Genomic DNA, 16,469 nt, shown 5'->3' on the forward strand with positions numbered 1-16,469 from the left:
TATCGCCTCGCCGTCGTGGACGGGCGGGCGGCGGGTCCCCGCCAGGCCGTAGGGTTACCGCCACACGCACCGGGGCACGCCCCCGGCGCACGGCCCAGAAAAAGGAGCGGACGGTTCCGATGACGGTTACCCTGCCGACCGCCACCACCCGGTGGCGCTGCACCCTCTGCGGAAACCTCACCCGGTTCGACGTGACCCGCTCCTCGAAGGTCGTCGAGTACGTCCACCTCGACCTGGCCGGAGAGCCGAAGGTCGAGGAGCGCGAGGTGGTCAGTGAGACCATCGAGTCGGTGCGCTGCCGCTGGTGCAACGCAGTCGATTCGGTGGAACTCGTGGACAGGCCGGGCGCCGACTCCTGACAGGGAGCGGCCCCGCACGGCAAGTGGGGTGTGACGGATGGCGGAGACCACGGGCGAGCCGGGCGACGGCGCCGCCGAGGTGCTCGACCGCCCCCTGCCCGACGGGGTGCGCCGCAGGGTCGTGCAGATCGTGTCGGACGGCTTCGGCGGCCTGACCGTCGCCGAACTGCCCGCGCAACTGCGGCAGTACGCCCGCTTCGCGGCCAACCGCCGGGCCAAGTTCGCCGGCAACGCGATGGCCTCGGCGCTGGAGACCGACGCGCTGTTCCGCCAGCGCATCGGGGAGAAGCTCAGAGAGGCCCAGCCGGAGCTGACCGGCGCCCTCGACTCCGGTTCGCCGCCCCCGGCCGCCGACCCGCTGGACGTGGCGGCGGCGGCCTACGTGCTGCGCCCCACCGGCTGGGTCAAGCTCGTCACCGCCGCCGGTGAGGAGGCCCAGCGCGCCGACGCCGAACGCGCCGACGAGGAGAGCCGCGCCGAACTGGAGCGCCTGCGCGAGGAACTGGCCCACGCGCAGGGCCAGGTCCGCACCGAGACGGAACGCCTGCGCCAGGAACTCGACGCCGCCCGGCGGGAGGCGGAGGCCGCCCACCGCAAGCTGCGCTCCGCCCTCAGCGACGTCAAGCGCGGCGAGGCCGCCCAGCGCAAGCTCCAGGCCGAGATCGAGGCCGTCCGCGCCGAGGGCGGCGCCCAGGTGTCCGCCGCCGAGAGCGAGACCCGGCGCCTCAAGTCCCGCCTCGGCGAGGTCGAGGCCGCCCTGGAGGCCAGCCGCCGCGCCGCCCGCGAGAACCGCAGCGTCGAGGACATGCGCGTACGGCTCCTGCTGGACACCGTCCTTGAGGCCACCCAGGGCCTGCGCCGGGAACTCGCGCTGCCGCCGGTCTCCGTGCGGCCCGCCGAGACCGTGGACGCCGTCGAGCCGGGCCGGATGACCCCGAAGGACATCGCCACCCGCGCCCTGTCGGAGCACGATCCGGCCATTCTCGATCAGCTGCTGGCGCTGCCCCAGGCGCATCTGGTGGTCGACGGCTACAACGTCACCAAGACCGGCTATCCCCAGATGCCGCTGGAGAAGCAGCGGTTGCGGCTGCTCGGCCAGCTCTCCGCCCTCGCCGCGCAGACCGGCGCCGAGGTGACCTGTGTCTTCGACGGCGCCGAACTCGTCGCGCCGGTCCTGCTCGCGCCTCCGCGCGGCGTCCGTGTCCTCTTCTCGAAACCCGGGGTCACGGCCGACGAGCTGATCCGCCAGCTGGTGCGGGCGGAACCGCCGGGCAGGCCCGTCATCGTCGCCTCCACCGACCGGGAGGTGGCCGACGGCGTCGCCAAGGCCGGGGCGCGGCCGGTGGCTTCGGCGATGCTGCTGAAGCGGCTGTCCTGAGCGCCGTATCCCTACACAGGGTCAAGTGGGCGTCACCGCGGGTTGGTTGAATGCAAATTATGCGTTGCGCGACCGCTTTTTTTCGCCACGGGATTTGAACTGATCACACTCAGGTCACTAGGGTCACGGTTCGAACCTCCGCGCGAGAGAAGGAGCCCGTCTCCGTGGCGTCCCACCGTCGACCCAAGCCGCCGTCCCGTACGCGCGTGACCCTGCTGACCACCGCGGCCGCCGCGGCCGTCGCCCTCAGCGCGAACTCCGCGAACGCGGCGCCGAGCGAGAAGCCGACGAAGGACGAGGTCAAGTCGAAGGTCGACAAGCTCTACGAAGAGGCCGAGCAGGCCACCGAGGCCATGAACGGCGCCGAGGAGAAGGCGGGGAAGCTCCAGAAGGAGATCTCCACCATCCAGGACAACGTCGCCCGGGGCCAGGACGAGCTGAACAAGCTGCGTGACTCCATAGGTCTGGCGGCGGCCGCCCAGTACCGCACCGGCAACATCGACTCCTCCGTGCAGCTCTTCCTCTCCTCCGACCCGGACAGCTTCCTGGACCGCGCCTCCACGCAGGACCAGCTCAGCGCCCAGCAGGTCGAGGCGCTGAAGAAGATCCAGGAGAAGCAGCGCCAGCTCGCCCAGCAGCGCGCCGAAGCCTCCGAGAAGCTCGCCGACCTCTCCTCGACCCGCGCCCAGCTCGCCAAGAAGAAGCGCGAGGTGCAGGGCAAGCTCTCCGACGCCCGCGAGCTCCTCAACACCCTCACCGCCGCCGAGAAGGCCGCGATCTCCCAGCAGGAGAGCCGCGCCAGCCGCGACGCCGGGGAGCGCGTGGACCTCGGGAACGTCGGCTCCGCGTCCGGCCGGGCCGCCGCCGCGTTCTCCGCCGCGCAGAGCCAGCTGGGCAAGCCGTACCAGTTCGGTGCGACCGGTACGGCCACCTACGACTGCTCCGGCCTCACCTCCTGGGCCTACGCGCAGGCCGGGATCACCATCCCGCGCACCTCCGAGTCCCAGGCCAACGCCGGGACCCGGATCTACAACGAGAGCGACCTGCGCGTCGGCGACCTGGTGATCTTCTTCAACGACCTGCACCACGTCGCGCTCTACGCGGGCAACGGCACGGTCATCCACGCGCCGCGCACCGGGACCGTCGTGCGGTACGAGTCGATGGACACCATCGGCGGGCCGTTCATGTTCGGCGTCCGCATCTGACGCACCCCCGGCCGCGACACACCCCGTCGCAGGGTCCCCCCGAACGAGTGGATTCCCGCCGCCCGCGCTGACCGTCCGCCCCGCCCATGACCTGCGTCTGGGCCGGGGCGTCACCGTCCGTGTCCGTTCCGGGTCGTTGGCCGCCCCCTGCCCACAGGGCTACTGTCTGCCGCGTTTCCTCGTCCGTCAGCGGAAGGAGTGCGGCTTCCCGTGGGGTCCCATCGCAGCGTTGCACCGGCGTCCGGGTTCAACAGGGGGGCGGGCGCCGCGCTCTGCGCCCTGTCCGCCGCGGCGGCAGCCCTCGGGGCGGTGCCCGCCCACGCGGCGCCGTCCGGGGAGACCCGGGCCGAGGTCGACCGGCTCTACACCGAGGCCGAGCAGGCCACCGAGGCGTTCAACCAGGCCGGTGAGAAGGCCGGGAAACTCCGCCGCGAGGTCAGCGGCGCGCAGGACGCCATCGCCCGGCAGCAGGAGCGGATCAACGCGATGCGGGAACGGCTCGGGGCGCTCGCCGGGGCCCAGTACCGGGCCGGGGGGCTCGATCCGTCCATCGCGCTCCTCTTCTCCGACGACCCCGACGAATACCTCGACAAGGCCGCCACCCTCGACCGGCTGACCGTCCACCAGGCCGGACAGCTGCGCGAACTCCAGTCCGCGATGCGGGAGTTGTCCCAGGACCGCGCCGAGGCCGCCGGGAAGCTCGGGGAGCTGGAGAAGAGCCGCAGGGCCGTCGCGACGCACAAGCGGACGGTGGAACGGAAACTCGCGCGCGCCCGGGAACTCCTCAACTCCCTCTCCCCGTCCGAGCGCGCCGACTACGACCGGGTCTCCCGCTCCGGCCGCGACGACATGCCCTTCCCCGGCGGCCAGGCGTCCTCGCCGCGCGCCGCCGCGGCCGTCGCCGCCGCCCGCTCCGCGCTCGGCCGGCCCTACGTGTGGGGGGCCAGCGGGCCCACCGGGTTCGACTGCTCCGGGCTCATGCAGTGGTCGTACGGACAGGCCGGGGTCTCGCTGCCGCGCACCTCCCAGGCGCAGGCCCACGCGGGGCGCCGGGTACCGCTCTCGCAGGCCCAGCCGGGGGACATCGTGACCTACCGGTCCGACGCGAGCCATGTCGGCATGTACGTCGGCAACGGGCAGGTGATCCACGCGCCGTACCCGGGGGCGCCGGTCCGCTACGACCCGGTGGGGATGATGCCGGTCTCGTCGGTCACGCGGCCGTAGGGCACGCGGCTGTAGGGCTGCGGATTCGCCTTCTTGCCTTCCCCCGTACGATCGTCCCGATGGCTGGTGCGAGGCGGGTGCTGTGGTCCGGGGGCATAGCCCTGTGTCTGCTTGCGGTGGGGTGCAGTGGGGGCGGCGGGGGGAGTTCCGTCCGGGCCGAGGTGCAGGCCGCCCTCGACCGGCGGGCCGCCGTGGTGCTGGGCCGGGAGGGCAACACCTACGACGTGCCGCTCGCCCAGTGGTCGTACCGGCTCACCTCCGTCGACGCCGTGGGGGACCGCGCCACCGCCGACGCCCGGCTCAGCTACCGGGTCCAGGGGTACGACTCCGTGCCCGTCACCGCCTCGCGGATCGTGAAGCTCGACCGGGACGAGGGCGGGGTGTGGTCCGTCGTCTCCGAGGGGCCCGGGGACGGGGCGGGGGAGCAGCTGTGGGACCAGGGGAAGGTCGAGGCCGTGCGGGGGGAGCGCAGTCTCGTCCTGGGCGTGGGGGAGCCCGCCGAGCGGCTGCGGAGCTTCGCCGATCTCGCGGACCGGGCCGTGCCCGCCGTCTCCGCCGCGTGGGGGACCGGCTGGGCGCGGAAGGTCGTCGTCGTGGTGCCGGCCTCCCTCCAGGCGATGGCCGGGCTGCTCGGCTCGCCCGCCGACTCGTACCGGGGCATCGCGGCCGTCACCACCGGCGAGACCGGCGGCCGCGCGCCCGCCGACCGGATCGTCGTCAACCCCGAGGCGTACGGCATGCTGGGCGAGGTCGGCCGCCAGGTGGTCCTCACCCACGAGACGACCCACGTCGCGACCCGCGCCCACACCAACGCGGCGACCCCCCTGTGGCTGTCCGAGGGCTACGCCGACTGGGTCGGCTACCGCGACACCGACCGCACGCCCCGGCAGGCCGCCCCCGAACTCCAGAGCGCCGTCGACGAGGGCCGCCTCCCCGCGGCCCTCCCCACCGACGCCGACTTCGGCTTCGGCACGGACGCCACCCGGCTGGCCCAGGCGTACGAGGGCGGCTGGCTGGCCTGCCGGATGATCGCCGGGCGCTGGGGCGAGGAGAGGCTCAACGCCTTCTACCGGGCCGTCGGGGCGCACGGGAAACGGGCTGGGGCGGTGGAGGGCGCCCTCGGCAGCGTCCTCGGGGTGTCGCTGCCGGAGTTCACCGAGGACTGGCGGACGTACGTGAAGGAACAGCTGGCGAGCTGAGCGGTCAGGAGGGGACCTTCGCCCGGGTTGCCTGGGCCGGGACGGGGAGCGGCTTCGGGCAGGGCGCCGTCGAGCGCCACAGGCGGGCGCAGGCGAGGAGCGCGGCGGCGGCGAGGAGGCCGTTGCGGGTGAGGAGCAGGGCGAGGCCGAGGGGCGTGCTCTCGACGACGTCGTCGAAGCGGACCGGGAACTCGATCACCGTCACCGCCGCCGCGCCCAGCACCAGGGCCGCCGGGAGACCCATGCGGCTGCCCCGGAAGCAGAGGCACACCGCCGCCGTACCGATCAGCCACAGCAGGTACTGCGGGCTGAGCACCCGGCTGGAGAGGGTGAACAGGAGGACGGCGGTGAAGGCCGCGTCCGCCGGGGTGTGGACCGAGAAGCGGCGGGCCGTCAGGCGCCACAGCAGCAGCCAGCCGAACGCGACGGACGTCAGGAACAGGGCGGCCGTGCTCACCGCCCGCACACCGGGGCCGGTGAACTCCAGGGAGCCGTACGAGAAGCCGACCTCGCCGCGCCAGCCGAACCACCGGGCCACGTGGAAGACCAGCGCGCCCAGCGACTCGACCTCCGTGCCCCGCTCGCGCTGGGAGGAGACGAAGGAGAACGCGCCGGGGACGAACGCGCTCACGGCGAGCAGGAGGGCGGCCGTCAGGGTCGCCGCGAGCCAGGCCCCAGGCCGGGCGACCCCGGCCAGCAGCAGGGCCGGCCACACCTTCAGGAGCGCGCCGAAACCGATCAGGGCGCCCATCACGCGGGGGCGGCGGGCGCCCGCGACGAGGGCGGCGACCGCGACGGCGGTCACCATCAGGTCGTAGCGCGCGTAGGCCGTCGGCCCGAGCAGGGGGACGCCCGCGACCCACACCCAGACCCCGCGCCGGGTGCGGCCGGGGCGGTGGGACGCGGTCAGGAGCAGCGTCAGGGCGGCCAGGTCGGCGATGAAGACCAGCACGAAGAACGCCGACGCGTAGTCGAGGAACGGGAGCAGCGCGGGGGCCAGGACCGGGAGGGCCGCGGCGGGCGGGTACTGCCAGGTGACGTCGTGCAGGGGGAACGTGCCGGTGCGCAGGACCTCGTACCAGCCCTGGTAGATCACCGACACGTCCGTCGTGACGTCCGGGCCCGGGAAGGGGAGGATCCGGTACACGGACAGCAGCAGGAGCAGCCGGGTGACACCCCAGGTGACCAGCAGCCCGGTCGACGGCGTCGTCTTCACCTCTGCCCCTGTTCGTCCATGATCGGCGTGTGGGGCACATCCTGCACCGGGGGCTGGGGGAGAGCGGTGAAGCGGGGCCGGGCACCCGGTCCGTTACAGTCGGCCGCGATGCACAAGACCCTCGTCGTGACCAACGACTTCCCGCCCCGCCCCGGTGGCATCCAGGCGTTCCTGCACAACATGGCGCTCCGGCTCGACCCCGCCGACCTCGTCGTCTACGCGTCCACGTGGAAGCGGAGCCGCGAGGGCGTCGAGGCCACCGCCGCCTTCGACGCCGAGCAGCCCTTCACGGTCGTCCGGGACCGTACGACGATGCTGCTCCCGACCCCGGGGGCGACCCGGCGGGCGGTGTCGCTGCTGCGCGAGCACGGGTGTACGTCCGTGTGGTTCGGGGCGGCGGCCCCGCTGGGGCTCATGGCGCCGGCGCTGCGCAGGGCGGGCGCGCGCAGGCTGGTCGCGACGACGCACGGGCACGAGGCGGGGTGGGCGCAACTCCCGGCGGCCCGGAGCCTGTTGCGCAGGATCGGGGAGTCGACGGACACGGTCACCTATCTCGGCGAGTACACGCGGTCGCGGATCGCCGGGGCGCTGTCGGCGCAGGCGGCCTCGCGGATGGTCCAACTCCCGCCCGGCGTCGACGAGAAGACGTTCCATCCGGGGTCGGGGGGCGCGGAGGTCCGGGCGCGGCTGGGGCTCGCCGACCGGCCGGTCGTGGTGTGCGTGTCACGGCTCGTGCCCCGCAAGGGCCAGGACACGCTGATCCGCGCCCTGCCGAGGATCCTGAAGGCCGAGCCGGACGCGGTGCTGCTGATCGTGGGGGGCGGCCCCTACGAGGGCGACCTGCGAAAGCTCGCCGCGGAGACGGGAGTCGAGGACTCCGTACGCTTCACGGGCTCCGTCCCGTGGGGCGAGCTGCCCGCCCACTACGGCGCCGGGGACGTCTTCGCGATGCCGTGCCGGACGCGGCGGGGCGGGCTCGACGTCGAGGGCCTGGGGATCGTCTACCTGGAGGCGTCGGCGACCGGACTGCCAGTGGTGGCCGGGGACTCGGGGGGAGCGCCGGACGCGGTCCTGGACGGCGAGACCGGCTGGGTGGTGCGGGGTGAGTCGGCCGAGGAGACGGCCGAGCGGATCGTCGTGCTGCTGGGGGACGCGGAGTTGAGGAGCAGGATGGGGGAGCGGGGCCGCAAGTGGGTCGAGGAGAAGTGGCGTTGGGACCTCTTGGCGGAAAAGTTGAGGACGTTTCTCTAGCAGGAATCCGCCATTCCCCCCATGCTCCGCATATGACAGCACATCTGACGCAACGTCAGCTCAGTAGACGCCAGATCCTCGGCATGGCCGCCCTCCAGACGGCCGCCACCCTCGGTCTCACCCGTATCTCCCTCCAGTCCGCCCACGCCGAAGAACCCGAGGCCATCGACAACTCCCCGGCGATCGTGGTCGGTTCGGGGTACGGCGGGGCGGTCGCCGCGCTGCGGCTCGCGCAGGCCGGCATCCGTACCCTCGTCCTTGAGATGGGCCGGGCCTGGAACACGGCCGGCCCCGACGGCAAGGTCTTCTGCAACACGGCGAATCCGGACAAGCGCTCGATGTGGTTCAAGACCCGCACCGAGGCCCCTCTCGCCAGCTTCCTGTGGCTGGATGTCGTCAACAAGGACATCACCCCGTACCCCGGCGTCCTGGACCGCGTGAAGTTCGCGAACATGTCGGTCTACGTCGGCCGGGGCGTCGGCGGCGGCTCCCTCGTGAACGGCTCGATGGCGGTCACCCCCAACCAGGCGTACTTCACCGAGCAGTTCCCCACGGTCGACGCGACGGAGATGTACGGCACGTACTTCCCCAGGGCCCGCCAGATGCTCGGCGTCAACACGATCGACCCGGCCTGGTTCGAGTCGACGGAGTGGTACAAGTTCAGCCGCACATCGAGGAAGGCGGCGGCGAACACGGGCCTGAAGACCACGTTCGTGCCCAGCGTGTACGACTTCGCGTACATGCAGAAGGAAGCGGCCGGCACGGCGACCAAGTCGGCGCTCGGCCAGGAGGTCATCTACGGCAACAACCACGGCAAACGCAGCCTCGACAAGACGTACCTCGCCTCCGCGCTCGGCACCGGCGACGTCACCATCCATACGATGGAGAAGGTCACCGCCATCAGCCGCGCCGGCGACGGGAGTTGGGTGCTCGGCGTGAGCAGGATCGACGACACGGGGACGGTCGTCGAGACGAAACAGTACGGCTGCACCTACCTGTTCCTCGGGGCCGGCAGCCTCGGCACCACCGAACTCCTCGTCAAGGCACGCCAGTCGGGCACCCTCCCCGCCCTGGACGCGAGCGTCGGCGCCGGCTGGGGCACCAACGGCAACGTCATGCTGGGCCGCGCCAACCACCTGTGGGACACGACCGGCGCCAACCAGTCCACGATGCCGGTGATGGGCATCGACGACTGGGCCAACACCGACAACCCGGTGTTCGCCGAAATGGCCCCGCTGCCGACGGGGCTGGAGAACTGGGTGAGCCTCTACCTGGCGATCACCAAGAACCCCCAGCGCGCGACCCTGACGTACAACAACGGCTCGCTGGGCCTGAGCTGGAGCGCCGCACAGAGCGCCGTGTCCGTGGCGATGGCGAAGAAGCTGTTCGACCGGGTCAACGCGGCCAACTCGACGATCTACCGCTACGACCTGTTCGGCACGCCCAGCAAGGTCTTCGCGGACGACTTCTGCTACCACCCGCTGGGCGGCTGCGTGTTGGGGAAGGCGACCGACGACTACGGCCGCGTCAAAGGCTATTCGCGGCTGTACGTCACCGACGGCTCGCTCGTGCCCGGCAACATCGGGGTGAACCCGTTCGTCACCATCACCGCGCTCGCGGAGAGGACGATGGCGCGGGTCCTCGTCGAGGACACCGCGCCATGAACTGCCCCGAGAAAGCAGGCTACTTCGCGTACAGGGCCTCGATCTCGGCCGCGTAGTCCTTCGCCACCACGTTCCGCTTGAGCTTCAGCGAGGGCGTCAGGTGGCCCGAGTCCTCCGTGAACTGGGAGGAGAGAATGCGGAACTTCCGCACCGATTCCGCTTTCGACACCGCGGCGTTGCCGTCGTCGACCGCCGTCTGGATCGCCGCGAGGAGATCCGGGTCGTCACGCAGCGACGCCGCGGTGGCATCCGCCGGCTTGCCGTGCTCGGTGGCCCAGCGGCCCAGGAACTCGTCGTCGATGGTGACCAGCGCGGCCACGAACGGCCGGCCGTCCCCGACGACCATGCACTCGGCGACCAGCGCGTGCGCCCGGATCCGGTCCTCGATCACCGCCGGGGCGACGTTCTTGCCGCCCGCCGTGACGATGATCTCCTTCTTGCGGCCGGTGATGGAGAGGTAGCCGTCCTCGTCGAGGGTGCCGATGTCCCCGGTGTGGAACCAGTTGTCGGCCAGCGCCTCGGCGGTCGCCGCCGGGTTGTTCCAGTACTCCTTGAAGAGGTGCTCGCCGTGCAGCAGCACCTCGCCGTCGTCCGCGATCCTGACGACCGAGCCGGGCAACGGCTGGCCGACCGTACCGATCTTCTGCCGGTCCCACGGGTTGAACGCCGTCGCCGCGCAGGACTCGGTGAGGCCGTAGCCCTCCAGGACCGTGAAGCCGATGCCCCGGAAGAAGTGGCCGAGCCGCTCGCCGAGCGGGGCGCCGCCCGAGATCGCGTACTCGCCCCGGCCGCCGAGGACCGCGCGCAGCTTGCTGTAGACGAGCTTGTCGAACACCTTGTGCTTGATCTTCAGCCCCAGCGGCGGGCCCGACGGCAGGTCGAGGGCCTTGCTGTAGGCGATCGCCGTGTCGGCGGCCTTGTCGAAGATCGCGCCCTTGCCGTCGGCCTGCGCCTTCGCGCGCGCCGAGTTGTAGACCTTCTCGAAGACGCGCGGCACGCCCAGGATCAGCGTCGGGCGGAAGGAGGCCAGCTCGTCCGTGAGGTTCTTGATGTCCGGGAGGTTGCCCAGCTTGATCGGCGCCATCATCGGCGCGATCTGCACGAGCCGCCCGAAGACGTGCGCCAGCGGCAGGAACAGCAGGACGCTGCACTCGCCGGTGCGGAACAGGGGGCGCAGCCGCTCGACGACGTTCCCGCACTCCGCGAAGAAGCTGCGGTGCGTGAGGACACAGCCCTTGGGTCTGCCGGTCGTCCCCGAGGTGTAGACGATCGTCGCCGGGTCGTCCGCCTTCGCCTGGGCGCTGCGCTCGTCGACCGTCGCGTCCGTGACGTCCCGGCCGAGCCGGCCCAGCTCCTCGACGCCACCGCCCTCGATCTGCCAGACGTGCTTCAGCTCCGGCAGCGACTCGCGCACCGACTCCACGGCCGCCGCGTGCGACTCCAGCTCCACGACGCAGGCCGTCGCGCCCGAGTCGGAGAGGATCCAGCCGATCTGCTCCGGCGAGCTGGTCTCGTACACCGGGACCGTGACCGCGCCCGCGCTCCAGATCGCGAAGTCCAGGAGCGTCCACTCGTACCGGGTGCGCGACATCAGGCCCACCCGGTCGCCCGGCTGGACCCCGGCCGCGATCAGGCCCTTCGCCGCCGCGTGCACCTCGGCGAGGAACTCCGTGGCCGTCACGTCCTGCCACGCGGTGCCCACCTTGCGGGCGATCACAGCCACATCCGGGTGCTGCGCGGCGTTTCTGCGGACGATGTCGGTCAGATTTCCGTCCGCAGGGACCTCGTACAAAGCCGGAAGGCTGAACTCGCGCAAGACTGCTGCTCCTCATAGGGCGCCGGCGCCACGACGGTGTGCGATGCGACGGTGCGGTCCAAGGCTCGGTGGACTGCCCGGACGTTACCGGTCGGTATGGCGACTTCGACAGGGGGGCCGGTCGAGATGTTCGCCGTGTCACACATCTCGGGTATTGCTCTGCGTACGGTAGTCCACCGACTTGCCGACCGGCCAGTAACAGCGGTCGTGGACGTCACTGTTCACCCGCCGCCTCCCCGCCTACCCTTGATCGACATGGCATCCACACGCATCCACGTGGTGAGTGACGTCCACGGCAACGCGCGGGACCTCGCGCGCGCCGGGGAGGGCGCCGACGCGCTCGTCTGTCTGGGCGACCTGATCCTCTTCCTCGACTACGCCGACCACTCCCGCGGCATCTTCCCCGACCTCTTCGGCGCGGACAACGCCGGCCGGCTCGTCGCCCTGCGCACCGCCCGCCGCTTCGACGAGGCCCGTGACCTCGGCCGACAGCTCTGGTCCACCGTCGACGGCGACCGCGCCGCCGTCATCGAGAACGCCGTGCGGGGGCAGTACGCCGACCTCTTCGCCGCGTTCCCGACCCCGACGTACGCCACCTACGGCAACGTCGACATGCCCGCGCTCTGGAAGGAGTACGCCGGCCCCGGCACCACCGTCCTCGACGGCGAGGTCGCCGAGATCGGCGGCCGCACCTTCGGGTTCGTCGGCGGCGGCCTGCGTACCCCCATGAACACGCCCTTCGAGATCTCCGACGAGGAGTACGCGGCGAAGATCGAGGCCCTCGGCTCCGTCGACGTCCTGTGCACGCACATTCCTCCGGAGGTGCCGGAGCTCGTGTACGACACCGTCGCGCGGCGCTTCGAACGCGGGAGCCGTGCGCTGCTCGACGCGATCCGCCGGACCCGGCCCCGCTACTCCCTCTTCGGACACGTCCACCAGCCCCTCGCGCGGCGCATGCGGGTCGGCGCCACCGAATGCGTCAACGTCGGCCACTTCGCCGGGTCCGGGAAGCCGTGGGTCCTGGAGTGGTAGGGGCGTGAAGTCGGCAGGTCATGGGCGCGGTAGCCTTCACGCGCAGCGACTTCTCACCGGCCCGCATCTGGAGGAACCCGGCGATGGCGGAACACACCAGTTCGAGCATCACGATCTCGGCGGCACCGGCCGACGTCATGGCGGTCATCGCCGACTTCGCGCGGTACCCGGAGTGGACGGGTGAGGTGAAACAGGCGGAGGTCCTGAAGTCGGACGCGTCCGGTCGCGCCGAAGAGGTCCGCCTCGTCATGGACGCGGGCGCGATCAAGGACGACCAGACGCTGGCGTACACCTGGACCGGGCCCGACGAGGTCTCCTGGACGCTGGTCAAGTCCCAGATGCTGCGCTCCCTGGACGGCTCCTACACCCTGAAGGCCGCGGGCGGGGGCTCGACCGAGGTCACGTACCGCCTCACGGTCGACGTCAAGATCCCGATGCTGGGCATGATCAAGCGCAAGGCCGAGAAGGTCATCATCGACCGGGCGCTGGAGGGGCTGAAGAAGAGGGTGGAGGGCTAGGAGTCCGGGCGCGCGACCAGCCACCGCTGACCGGCGGTCGCAACTCGACCGTTAGCGTTGCTCCTTATGCGCACTCTCCTGGTCACCGGTCCCGGCGGTGCCGGTCGTACGACCCTCGCTGCCGCTACCGCCCTCGCCGCCTCCCTCGACCGCACCCGGACCCTCGTCCTCAGTGCTGATCGCGGGGACAGTCTGGGGGCCGCGCTCGGGGTGGTCACCGGGGACAAGCCGCTTGCCGTCAACGAGTTCCTCACCGCCTGGCGGCCCGATGCCTCGCTCGGTTTCCGGGATGACCTCGTCCGGTTCCAGGAGAGGGCGACCGGGGCGCTCGATCTGCTCGGGGCCTCGCGGCTCGAAGGCGAGGAGTTGACCTCCCTCCCCGGTGCCGAGGAGCTCAATCTGCTGCGCGCTCTGCGGGACGCCGTGCTGTCCGAGCGGTTCGAGCTGGTCGTCGTCGATCTGCCGGCCACCCCGCAGGCGCTCGCTCTGCTGGCCCTTCCGGAGGAGCTGCGGCGTTATATCCGGCGGCTGCTTCCCGCCGAACGGCAGGCCGCACGAGCCCTGCGACCTGTGCTGGGCCGTCTCGCCGGGGTGCCGATGCCGGCGGAGTGGCTGTACGAGACGGCGAGCAGATGGGATACGGAACTGGCCGCCGTGGAGGCCGTGTTGGCCGGCCCCCGGACCGGCGTACGGATCGTCGCGGAACCCGGCCCCGCCGGCACCGACGCCGTACGGGACGCCCGCCTCGGGCTCGCGCTCAGGCAGCTCCGCGTCGAAGCACTGGTCGCCAACCGGGTGCTGCCGGACGAGCCGGGCTGGCTCGCGGGCCCCGTCGCCCAGCAGCGGAAGGCGCTGGACGAGTGGGACGCCGTGATCGTCCCCCACCTCGGCAGAGACCCGCGCGGCACCGACGACCTCCGCGCCCTCGCCGTACCCCCTGCCGAGGTGCCGGCCCCCGTCGAGTGGCCGGTGACCGAGCAGGACGACGTGTTCGTGTGGACGCTGCCCCTCCCCGGCGCCGTACGGGACGAACTGGACCTGATCCGCCGGGGGGACGAACTCGTCGTCACCGTCGGCCAGTTCCGGCGGATCGTCGCGCTGCCCTCCGCGCTGCGCCGCTGCACGGTCGAGGGCGCCTCGCTCAGGGACGGCGAGCTGAGGGTGCGGTTCGTGCCGGATCCCGGGTTGTGGCCGCGGGAGCGGTGAAGGACGTACCGCCGTTCGGGTACCGTCGTAAGGACGAGCCGTAGGGAGACGCCATGAGCAGCGACGACAGTCAGGCGCGTGAGGCGGTCGAGGAGACGCCGCGGGCCACGGACGCGGACGCCTGGGCCACCGCCTGCGAAGAGGACCTGGCCGCGGAGAAGGCCCGCCGCCGGGCCCAGTACGGCCCGCCCCCCGGCTCGGCCGGCGAGGAACTCCGCAAACTCTTCGACGCGGTCTCCGACAAGCTCGGCGGCCTCAACTCCCCCCTCCTCGGCGCGGTCGCCGGACCCGCCGCGCAGCAGGTCGTCCGCCAGGTCGTCCAGCAGGCGAAGGCGGTCGTCGAACCGGTCGTCGAACGCAACCCGGACGTCTTCGACCACCTCAGCGCGGCGGGCAGCGAACTCCTCGCCGCGTACCGCTCCGCGGTCCAGCGCCAGGAGAACCGCTGGACGAAGAGCGACGCGAGCGACGGGAAGGACGACAGGGGCGACGGCCAGGGGCCGGGTCAGCGGATCGACGTGGAGTGAGGTTCCCCTCCGGTACGGTGGCCCATAGCGGGGCTCGACCGAAACTGAGGGATTCATGGGACTCACCATCGGCGTCGACATCGGCGGCACGAAGATCGCGGCCGGCGTGGTCGACGAGGAAGGCACCATCCTGTCGACCCACAAGGTGCCGACCCCGGGCACGCCCGAGGGCATCGTGGACGCCATCGCCTCCGCCGTCGAGGGAGCGCGCGCCGGGCACGAGATCGTGGGCGTCGGCATCGGCGCCGCCGGCTACGTCAACCGCCAGCGCTCCGAGGTCTACTTCGCGCCCAACATCCACTGGCGCAACGAGCCGCTGAAGGAGAAGGTCGAGCAGCGCACCGGCCTTCCCGTCGTCGTCGAGAACGACGCGAACGCCGCGGCGTGGGGCGAGTACAAGTTCGGCGCGGGCAAGGGCCACCGCAACGTCATCTGCATCACCCTCGGCACCGGCCTCGGCGGCGGCATCATCATCGGCAACAAGCTGCGCCGGGGCCACTTCGGGGTCGCCGCCGAGTTCGGCCACATCCGCATGGTCCCCGACGGCCTCCTGTGCGGCTGCGGCTCCCAGGGCTGCTGGGAGCAGTACGCCTCCGGCCGCGCCCTCGTCCGCTACGCGAAACAGCGCGCCAACGCGGCCCCCGAGAACGCGGAGATCCTCCTCGGCCTCGGCGACAGCACCCCCGACGGCATCGAGGGCAAGCACATCTCGATGGCGGCGCGACAGGGCGACCCGGTGGCGGTGGACTCGTACCGGGAGTTGGCCCGCTGGGTGGGCGCGGGCCTGGCCGACCTGGCGTCCCTCTTCGACCCGTCGGCGTTCATCATCGGCGGCGGCCTGTCGGACGAGGGTGAGCTGGTCCTCGACCCGATCCGCAAGTCGTACAAGCGCTGGCTGGTGGGCGGCAATTGGCGCCCGGTGGCGGACGTACTGGCGGCGAGCCTGGGGAACGACGCGGGCCTGGTAGGGGCGGCGGACCTGGCCAGGGAGCCGGACCCGATCATGTGATGTAGGGATTGTCGCCCTACGGATTTGTGCATTCAAGGGGCGCGGAAACCCACCTAGGGGCGCGGGGAACTGCGCGACAAGCCATGTACTACCGGCAGTCGCGCACCCTCCCAGCGCCCCCTTTGTTTAGGCGTACATTGACGCCCATGCCCCTGCCCCCCACCATCCGCGTACTCACCTACAACATCCGCTCCCTCAGGGACGACCCCCAAGCCCTCGCCCGCATCATCAAAGCAGCCACCCCCGACCTGGTCCTCCTCCAGGAAGCCCCCCGCTTCTTCCGCTGGCGCAAGAAACTCGCCCGCCTGGCAAGAGCCGCAGACCTGGTCATCCTCACCGGCGGCGGCACAGCGGCAGGCCCGGCGATCCTCTGCTCCCTGCGCACGACGGTCGAGCGGACCGAGGACGTCCTCCTCCCCCTCACCACCGGCAACCACAGACGCGGCTTCGCGACAGCCGTCGTACGGATCGGCAACGCCCGCCTCGGCGTCCTCAGCACCCACCTCTCCCTGGACGAGGAGGAGCGCTACGACCAGACGGCCACCCTCCTCGACAGGCTCGCCGGCATGGGCGTGGACCACGCCATCGCGGGCGGCGACATCAACGAACCCCCCACGGGCCGCTCGTTCGAACGCCTCGCGGAGACCCTCCAGGACACGTGGGTGACGGCCCCCTGGGGGACGGAACACACCTTCCCGGCGACCGGGCCGGACAGGAGGATCGACGCCATCTTCACGACGAAGGGCATCGAGGTCCTCACCGCGGGCGTCCCCAGGGACTTCCCCGGCATCACGGAGAACGACCTGAGGGCGGCCACGGACCACCTCCCGGTCCTGGCCACCCTCAGAATTCCCGGCAACTAGAA

General features: G+C 71.7%; 15 protein-coding genes. 13 read left to right on the forward strand and 2 right to left on the reverse strand.

The features are described from left to right. Positions 1-119 precede the first annotated feature (119 nt). From ACLZOT_RS03090 to ACLZOT_RS03110, 5 genes are all read left to right on the forward strand, one after another. On the forward strand, positions 120-359 hold the full coding sequence (locus ACLZOT_RS03090; protein ID WP_010357226.1) for a hypothetical protein: 240 nt from the start codon (positions 120-122) through the stop codon (positions 357-359). Between the two features lie 37 nt (positions 360-396). Further along, positions 397-1,737 carry an NYN domain-containing protein gene (locus tag ACLZOT_RS03095; RefSeq protein ID WP_416967117.1) on the forward strand — a complete coding sequence of 447 codons (1,341 nt, stop codon included), beginning with the start codon at positions 397-399 and terminating at the stop codon, positions 1,735-1,737. A gap of 164 nt (positions 1,738-1,901) precedes the next feature. After that, positions 1,902-2,942, forward strand: coding sequence for an NlpC/P60 family protein (locus ACLZOT_RS03100; protein ID WP_416967118.1), 1,041 nt, complete (start codon positions 1,902-1,904; stop codon positions 2,940-2,942). 210 nt (positions 2,943-3,152) lie between these two features. Beyond that, the gene (locus ACLZOT_RS03105) at positions 3,153-4,166 is read left to right on the forward strand and encodes an NlpC/P60 family protein (RefSeq protein WP_416967119.1); all 1,014 of its coding nucleotides are present in this window, start codon (positions 3,153-3,155) and stop codon (positions 4,164-4,166) included. A 59-nt stretch (positions 4,167-4,225) separates the two neighbouring features. Continuing rightward, a complete protein-coding gene (locus ACLZOT_RS03110; RefSeq protein ID WP_416967120.1) occupies positions 4,226-5,365 on the forward strand; it encodes a hypothetical protein in 1,140 nt (379 codons plus the stop codon). 4 nt (positions 5,366-5,369) lie between these two features. Here ACLZOT_RS03110 and ACLZOT_RS03115 read toward each other — a convergent pair whose 3' ends face one another. Then, positions 5,370-6,581 (reverse strand): glycosyltransferase 87 family protein, encoded by a 1,212-nt coding sequence (locus tag ACLZOT_RS03115; RefSeq protein ID WP_416967121.1) that lies wholly within the window; start codon positions 6,579-6,581, stop codon positions 5,370-5,372. Between the two features lie 108 nt (positions 6,582-6,689). Between ACLZOT_RS03115 and ACLZOT_RS03120 the strand changes: the two genes are divergently transcribed. Next, positions 6,690-7,832 carry a glycosyltransferase family 4 protein gene (locus tag ACLZOT_RS03120; protein ID WP_416967122.1) on the forward strand — a complete coding sequence of 381 codons (1,143 nt, stop codon included), beginning with the start codon at positions 6,690-6,692 and terminating at the stop codon, positions 7,830-7,832. Positions 7,833-7,915: 83 nt separating this feature from the next. Beyond that, on the forward strand, positions 7,916-9,496 hold the full coding sequence (locus tag ACLZOT_RS03125) for a GMC oxidoreductase (RefSeq protein ID WP_416967423.1): 1,581 nt from the start codon (positions 7,916-7,918) through the stop codon (positions 9,494-9,496). A gap of 19 nt (positions 9,497-9,515) precedes the next feature. On the opposite strand, the gene ACLZOT_RS03130 is transcribed toward ACLZOT_RS03125, so the two are convergent. Further along, the gene (locus tag ACLZOT_RS03130) at positions 9,516-11,312 is read right to left on the reverse strand and encodes an AMP-dependent synthetase/ligase (RefSeq protein ID WP_416967123.1); all 1,797 of its coding nucleotides are present in this window, start codon (positions 11,310-11,312) and stop codon (positions 9,516-9,518) included. A 276-nt stretch (positions 11,313-11,588) separates the two neighbouring features. Between ACLZOT_RS03130 and ACLZOT_RS03135 the strand changes: the two genes are divergently transcribed. The 6 genes from ACLZOT_RS03135 (at position 11,589) to ACLZOT_RS03160 (ending at position 16,467) form a co-directional block, all read left to right on the forward strand. After that, positions 11,589-12,344 carry a metallophosphoesterase family protein gene (locus ACLZOT_RS03135; RefSeq protein ID WP_416967424.1) on the forward strand — a complete coding sequence of 252 codons (756 nt, stop codon included), beginning with the start codon at positions 11,589-11,591 and terminating at the stop codon, positions 12,342-12,344. Positions 12,345-12,427: 83 nt separating this feature from the next. Then, positions 12,428-12,862 carry an SRPBCC family protein gene (locus ACLZOT_RS03140; RefSeq protein WP_416967124.1) on the forward strand — a complete coding sequence of 145 codons (435 nt, stop codon included), beginning with the start codon at positions 12,428-12,430 and terminating at the stop codon, positions 12,860-12,862. 66 nt (positions 12,863-12,928) lie between these two features. Beyond that, complete coding sequence (locus ACLZOT_RS03145) at positions 12,929-14,068, forward strand: ArsA family ATPase (RefSeq protein ID WP_416967125.1); 1,140 nt, start codon at positions 12,929-12,931, stop codon at positions 14,066-14,068. Positions 14,069-14,121: 53 nt separating this feature from the next. Next, positions 14,122-14,595, forward strand: coding sequence for a DUF5304 domain-containing protein (locus ACLZOT_RS03150; RefSeq protein WP_416967126.1), 474 nt, complete (start codon positions 14,122-14,124; stop codon positions 14,593-14,595). A gap of 55 nt (positions 14,596-14,650) precedes the next feature. After that, the gene (locus ACLZOT_RS03155) at positions 14,651-15,604 is read left to right on the forward strand and encodes an ROK family glucokinase (protein ID WP_416967127.1); all 954 of its coding nucleotides are present in this window, start codon (positions 14,651-14,653) and stop codon (positions 15,602-15,604) included. 146 nt (positions 15,605-15,750) lie between these two features. After that, positions 15,751-16,467 carry an endonuclease/exonuclease/phosphatase family protein gene (locus tag ACLZOT_RS03160; protein WP_416967128.1) on the forward strand — a complete coding sequence of 239 codons (717 nt, stop codon included), beginning with the start codon at positions 15,751-15,753 and terminating at the stop codon, positions 16,465-16,467. The last annotated feature ends 2 nt before the right edge of the window (positions 16,468-16,469 follow it).

Source organism: Streptomyces sp. 4F14 (assembly GCF_048159485.1).
Taxonomy (GTDB): Bacteria; Actinomycetota; Actinomycetes; order Streptomycetales; family Streptomycetaceae; genus Streptomyces.

Bases quoted from the DNA above. Each gene is read 5' to 3' on its own strand.
- ACLZOT_RS03090 (WP_010357226.1), top strand. From the start codon at position 120: ATGACGGTTACCCTGCCGACCGCCACCACCCGGTGGCGCTGCACCCTC.
- ACLZOT_RS03095 (WP_416967117.1), top strand. From the start codon at position 397: ATGGCGGAGACCACGGGCGAGCCGGGCGACGGCGCCGCCGAGGTGCTC.
- ACLZOT_RS03110 (WP_416967120.1), top strand. From the start codon at position 4,226: ATGGCTGGTGCGAGGCGGGTGCTGTGGTCCGGGGGCATAGCCCTGTGT.
- ACLZOT_RS03120 (WP_416967122.1), top strand. From the start codon at position 6,690: ATGCACAAGACCCTCGTCGTGACCAACGACTTCCCGCCCCGCCCCGGT.
- ACLZOT_RS03125 (WP_416967423.1), top strand. From the start codon at position 7,916: ATGGCCGCCCTCCAGACGGCCGCCACCCTCGGTCTCACCCGTATCTCC.
- ACLZOT_RS03140 (WP_416967124.1), top strand. From the start codon at position 12,428: ATGGCGGAACACACCAGTTCGAGCATCACGATCTCGGCGGCACCGGCC.
- ACLZOT_RS03145 (WP_416967125.1), top strand. From the start codon at position 12,929: ATGCGCACTCTCCTGGTCACCGGTCCCGGCGGTGCCGGTCGTACGACC.
- ACLZOT_RS03150 (WP_416967126.1), top strand. From the start codon at position 14,122: ATGAGCAGCGACGACAGTCAGGCGCGTGAGGCGGTCGAGGAGACGCCG.
- ACLZOT_RS03155 (WP_416967127.1), top strand. From the start codon at position 14,651: ATGGGACTCACCATCGGCGTCGACATCGGCGGCACGAAGATCGCGGCC.
- ACLZOT_RS03160 (WP_416967128.1), top strand. From the start codon at position 15,751: ATGCCCCTGCCCCCCACCATCCGCGTACTCACCTACAACATCCGCTCC.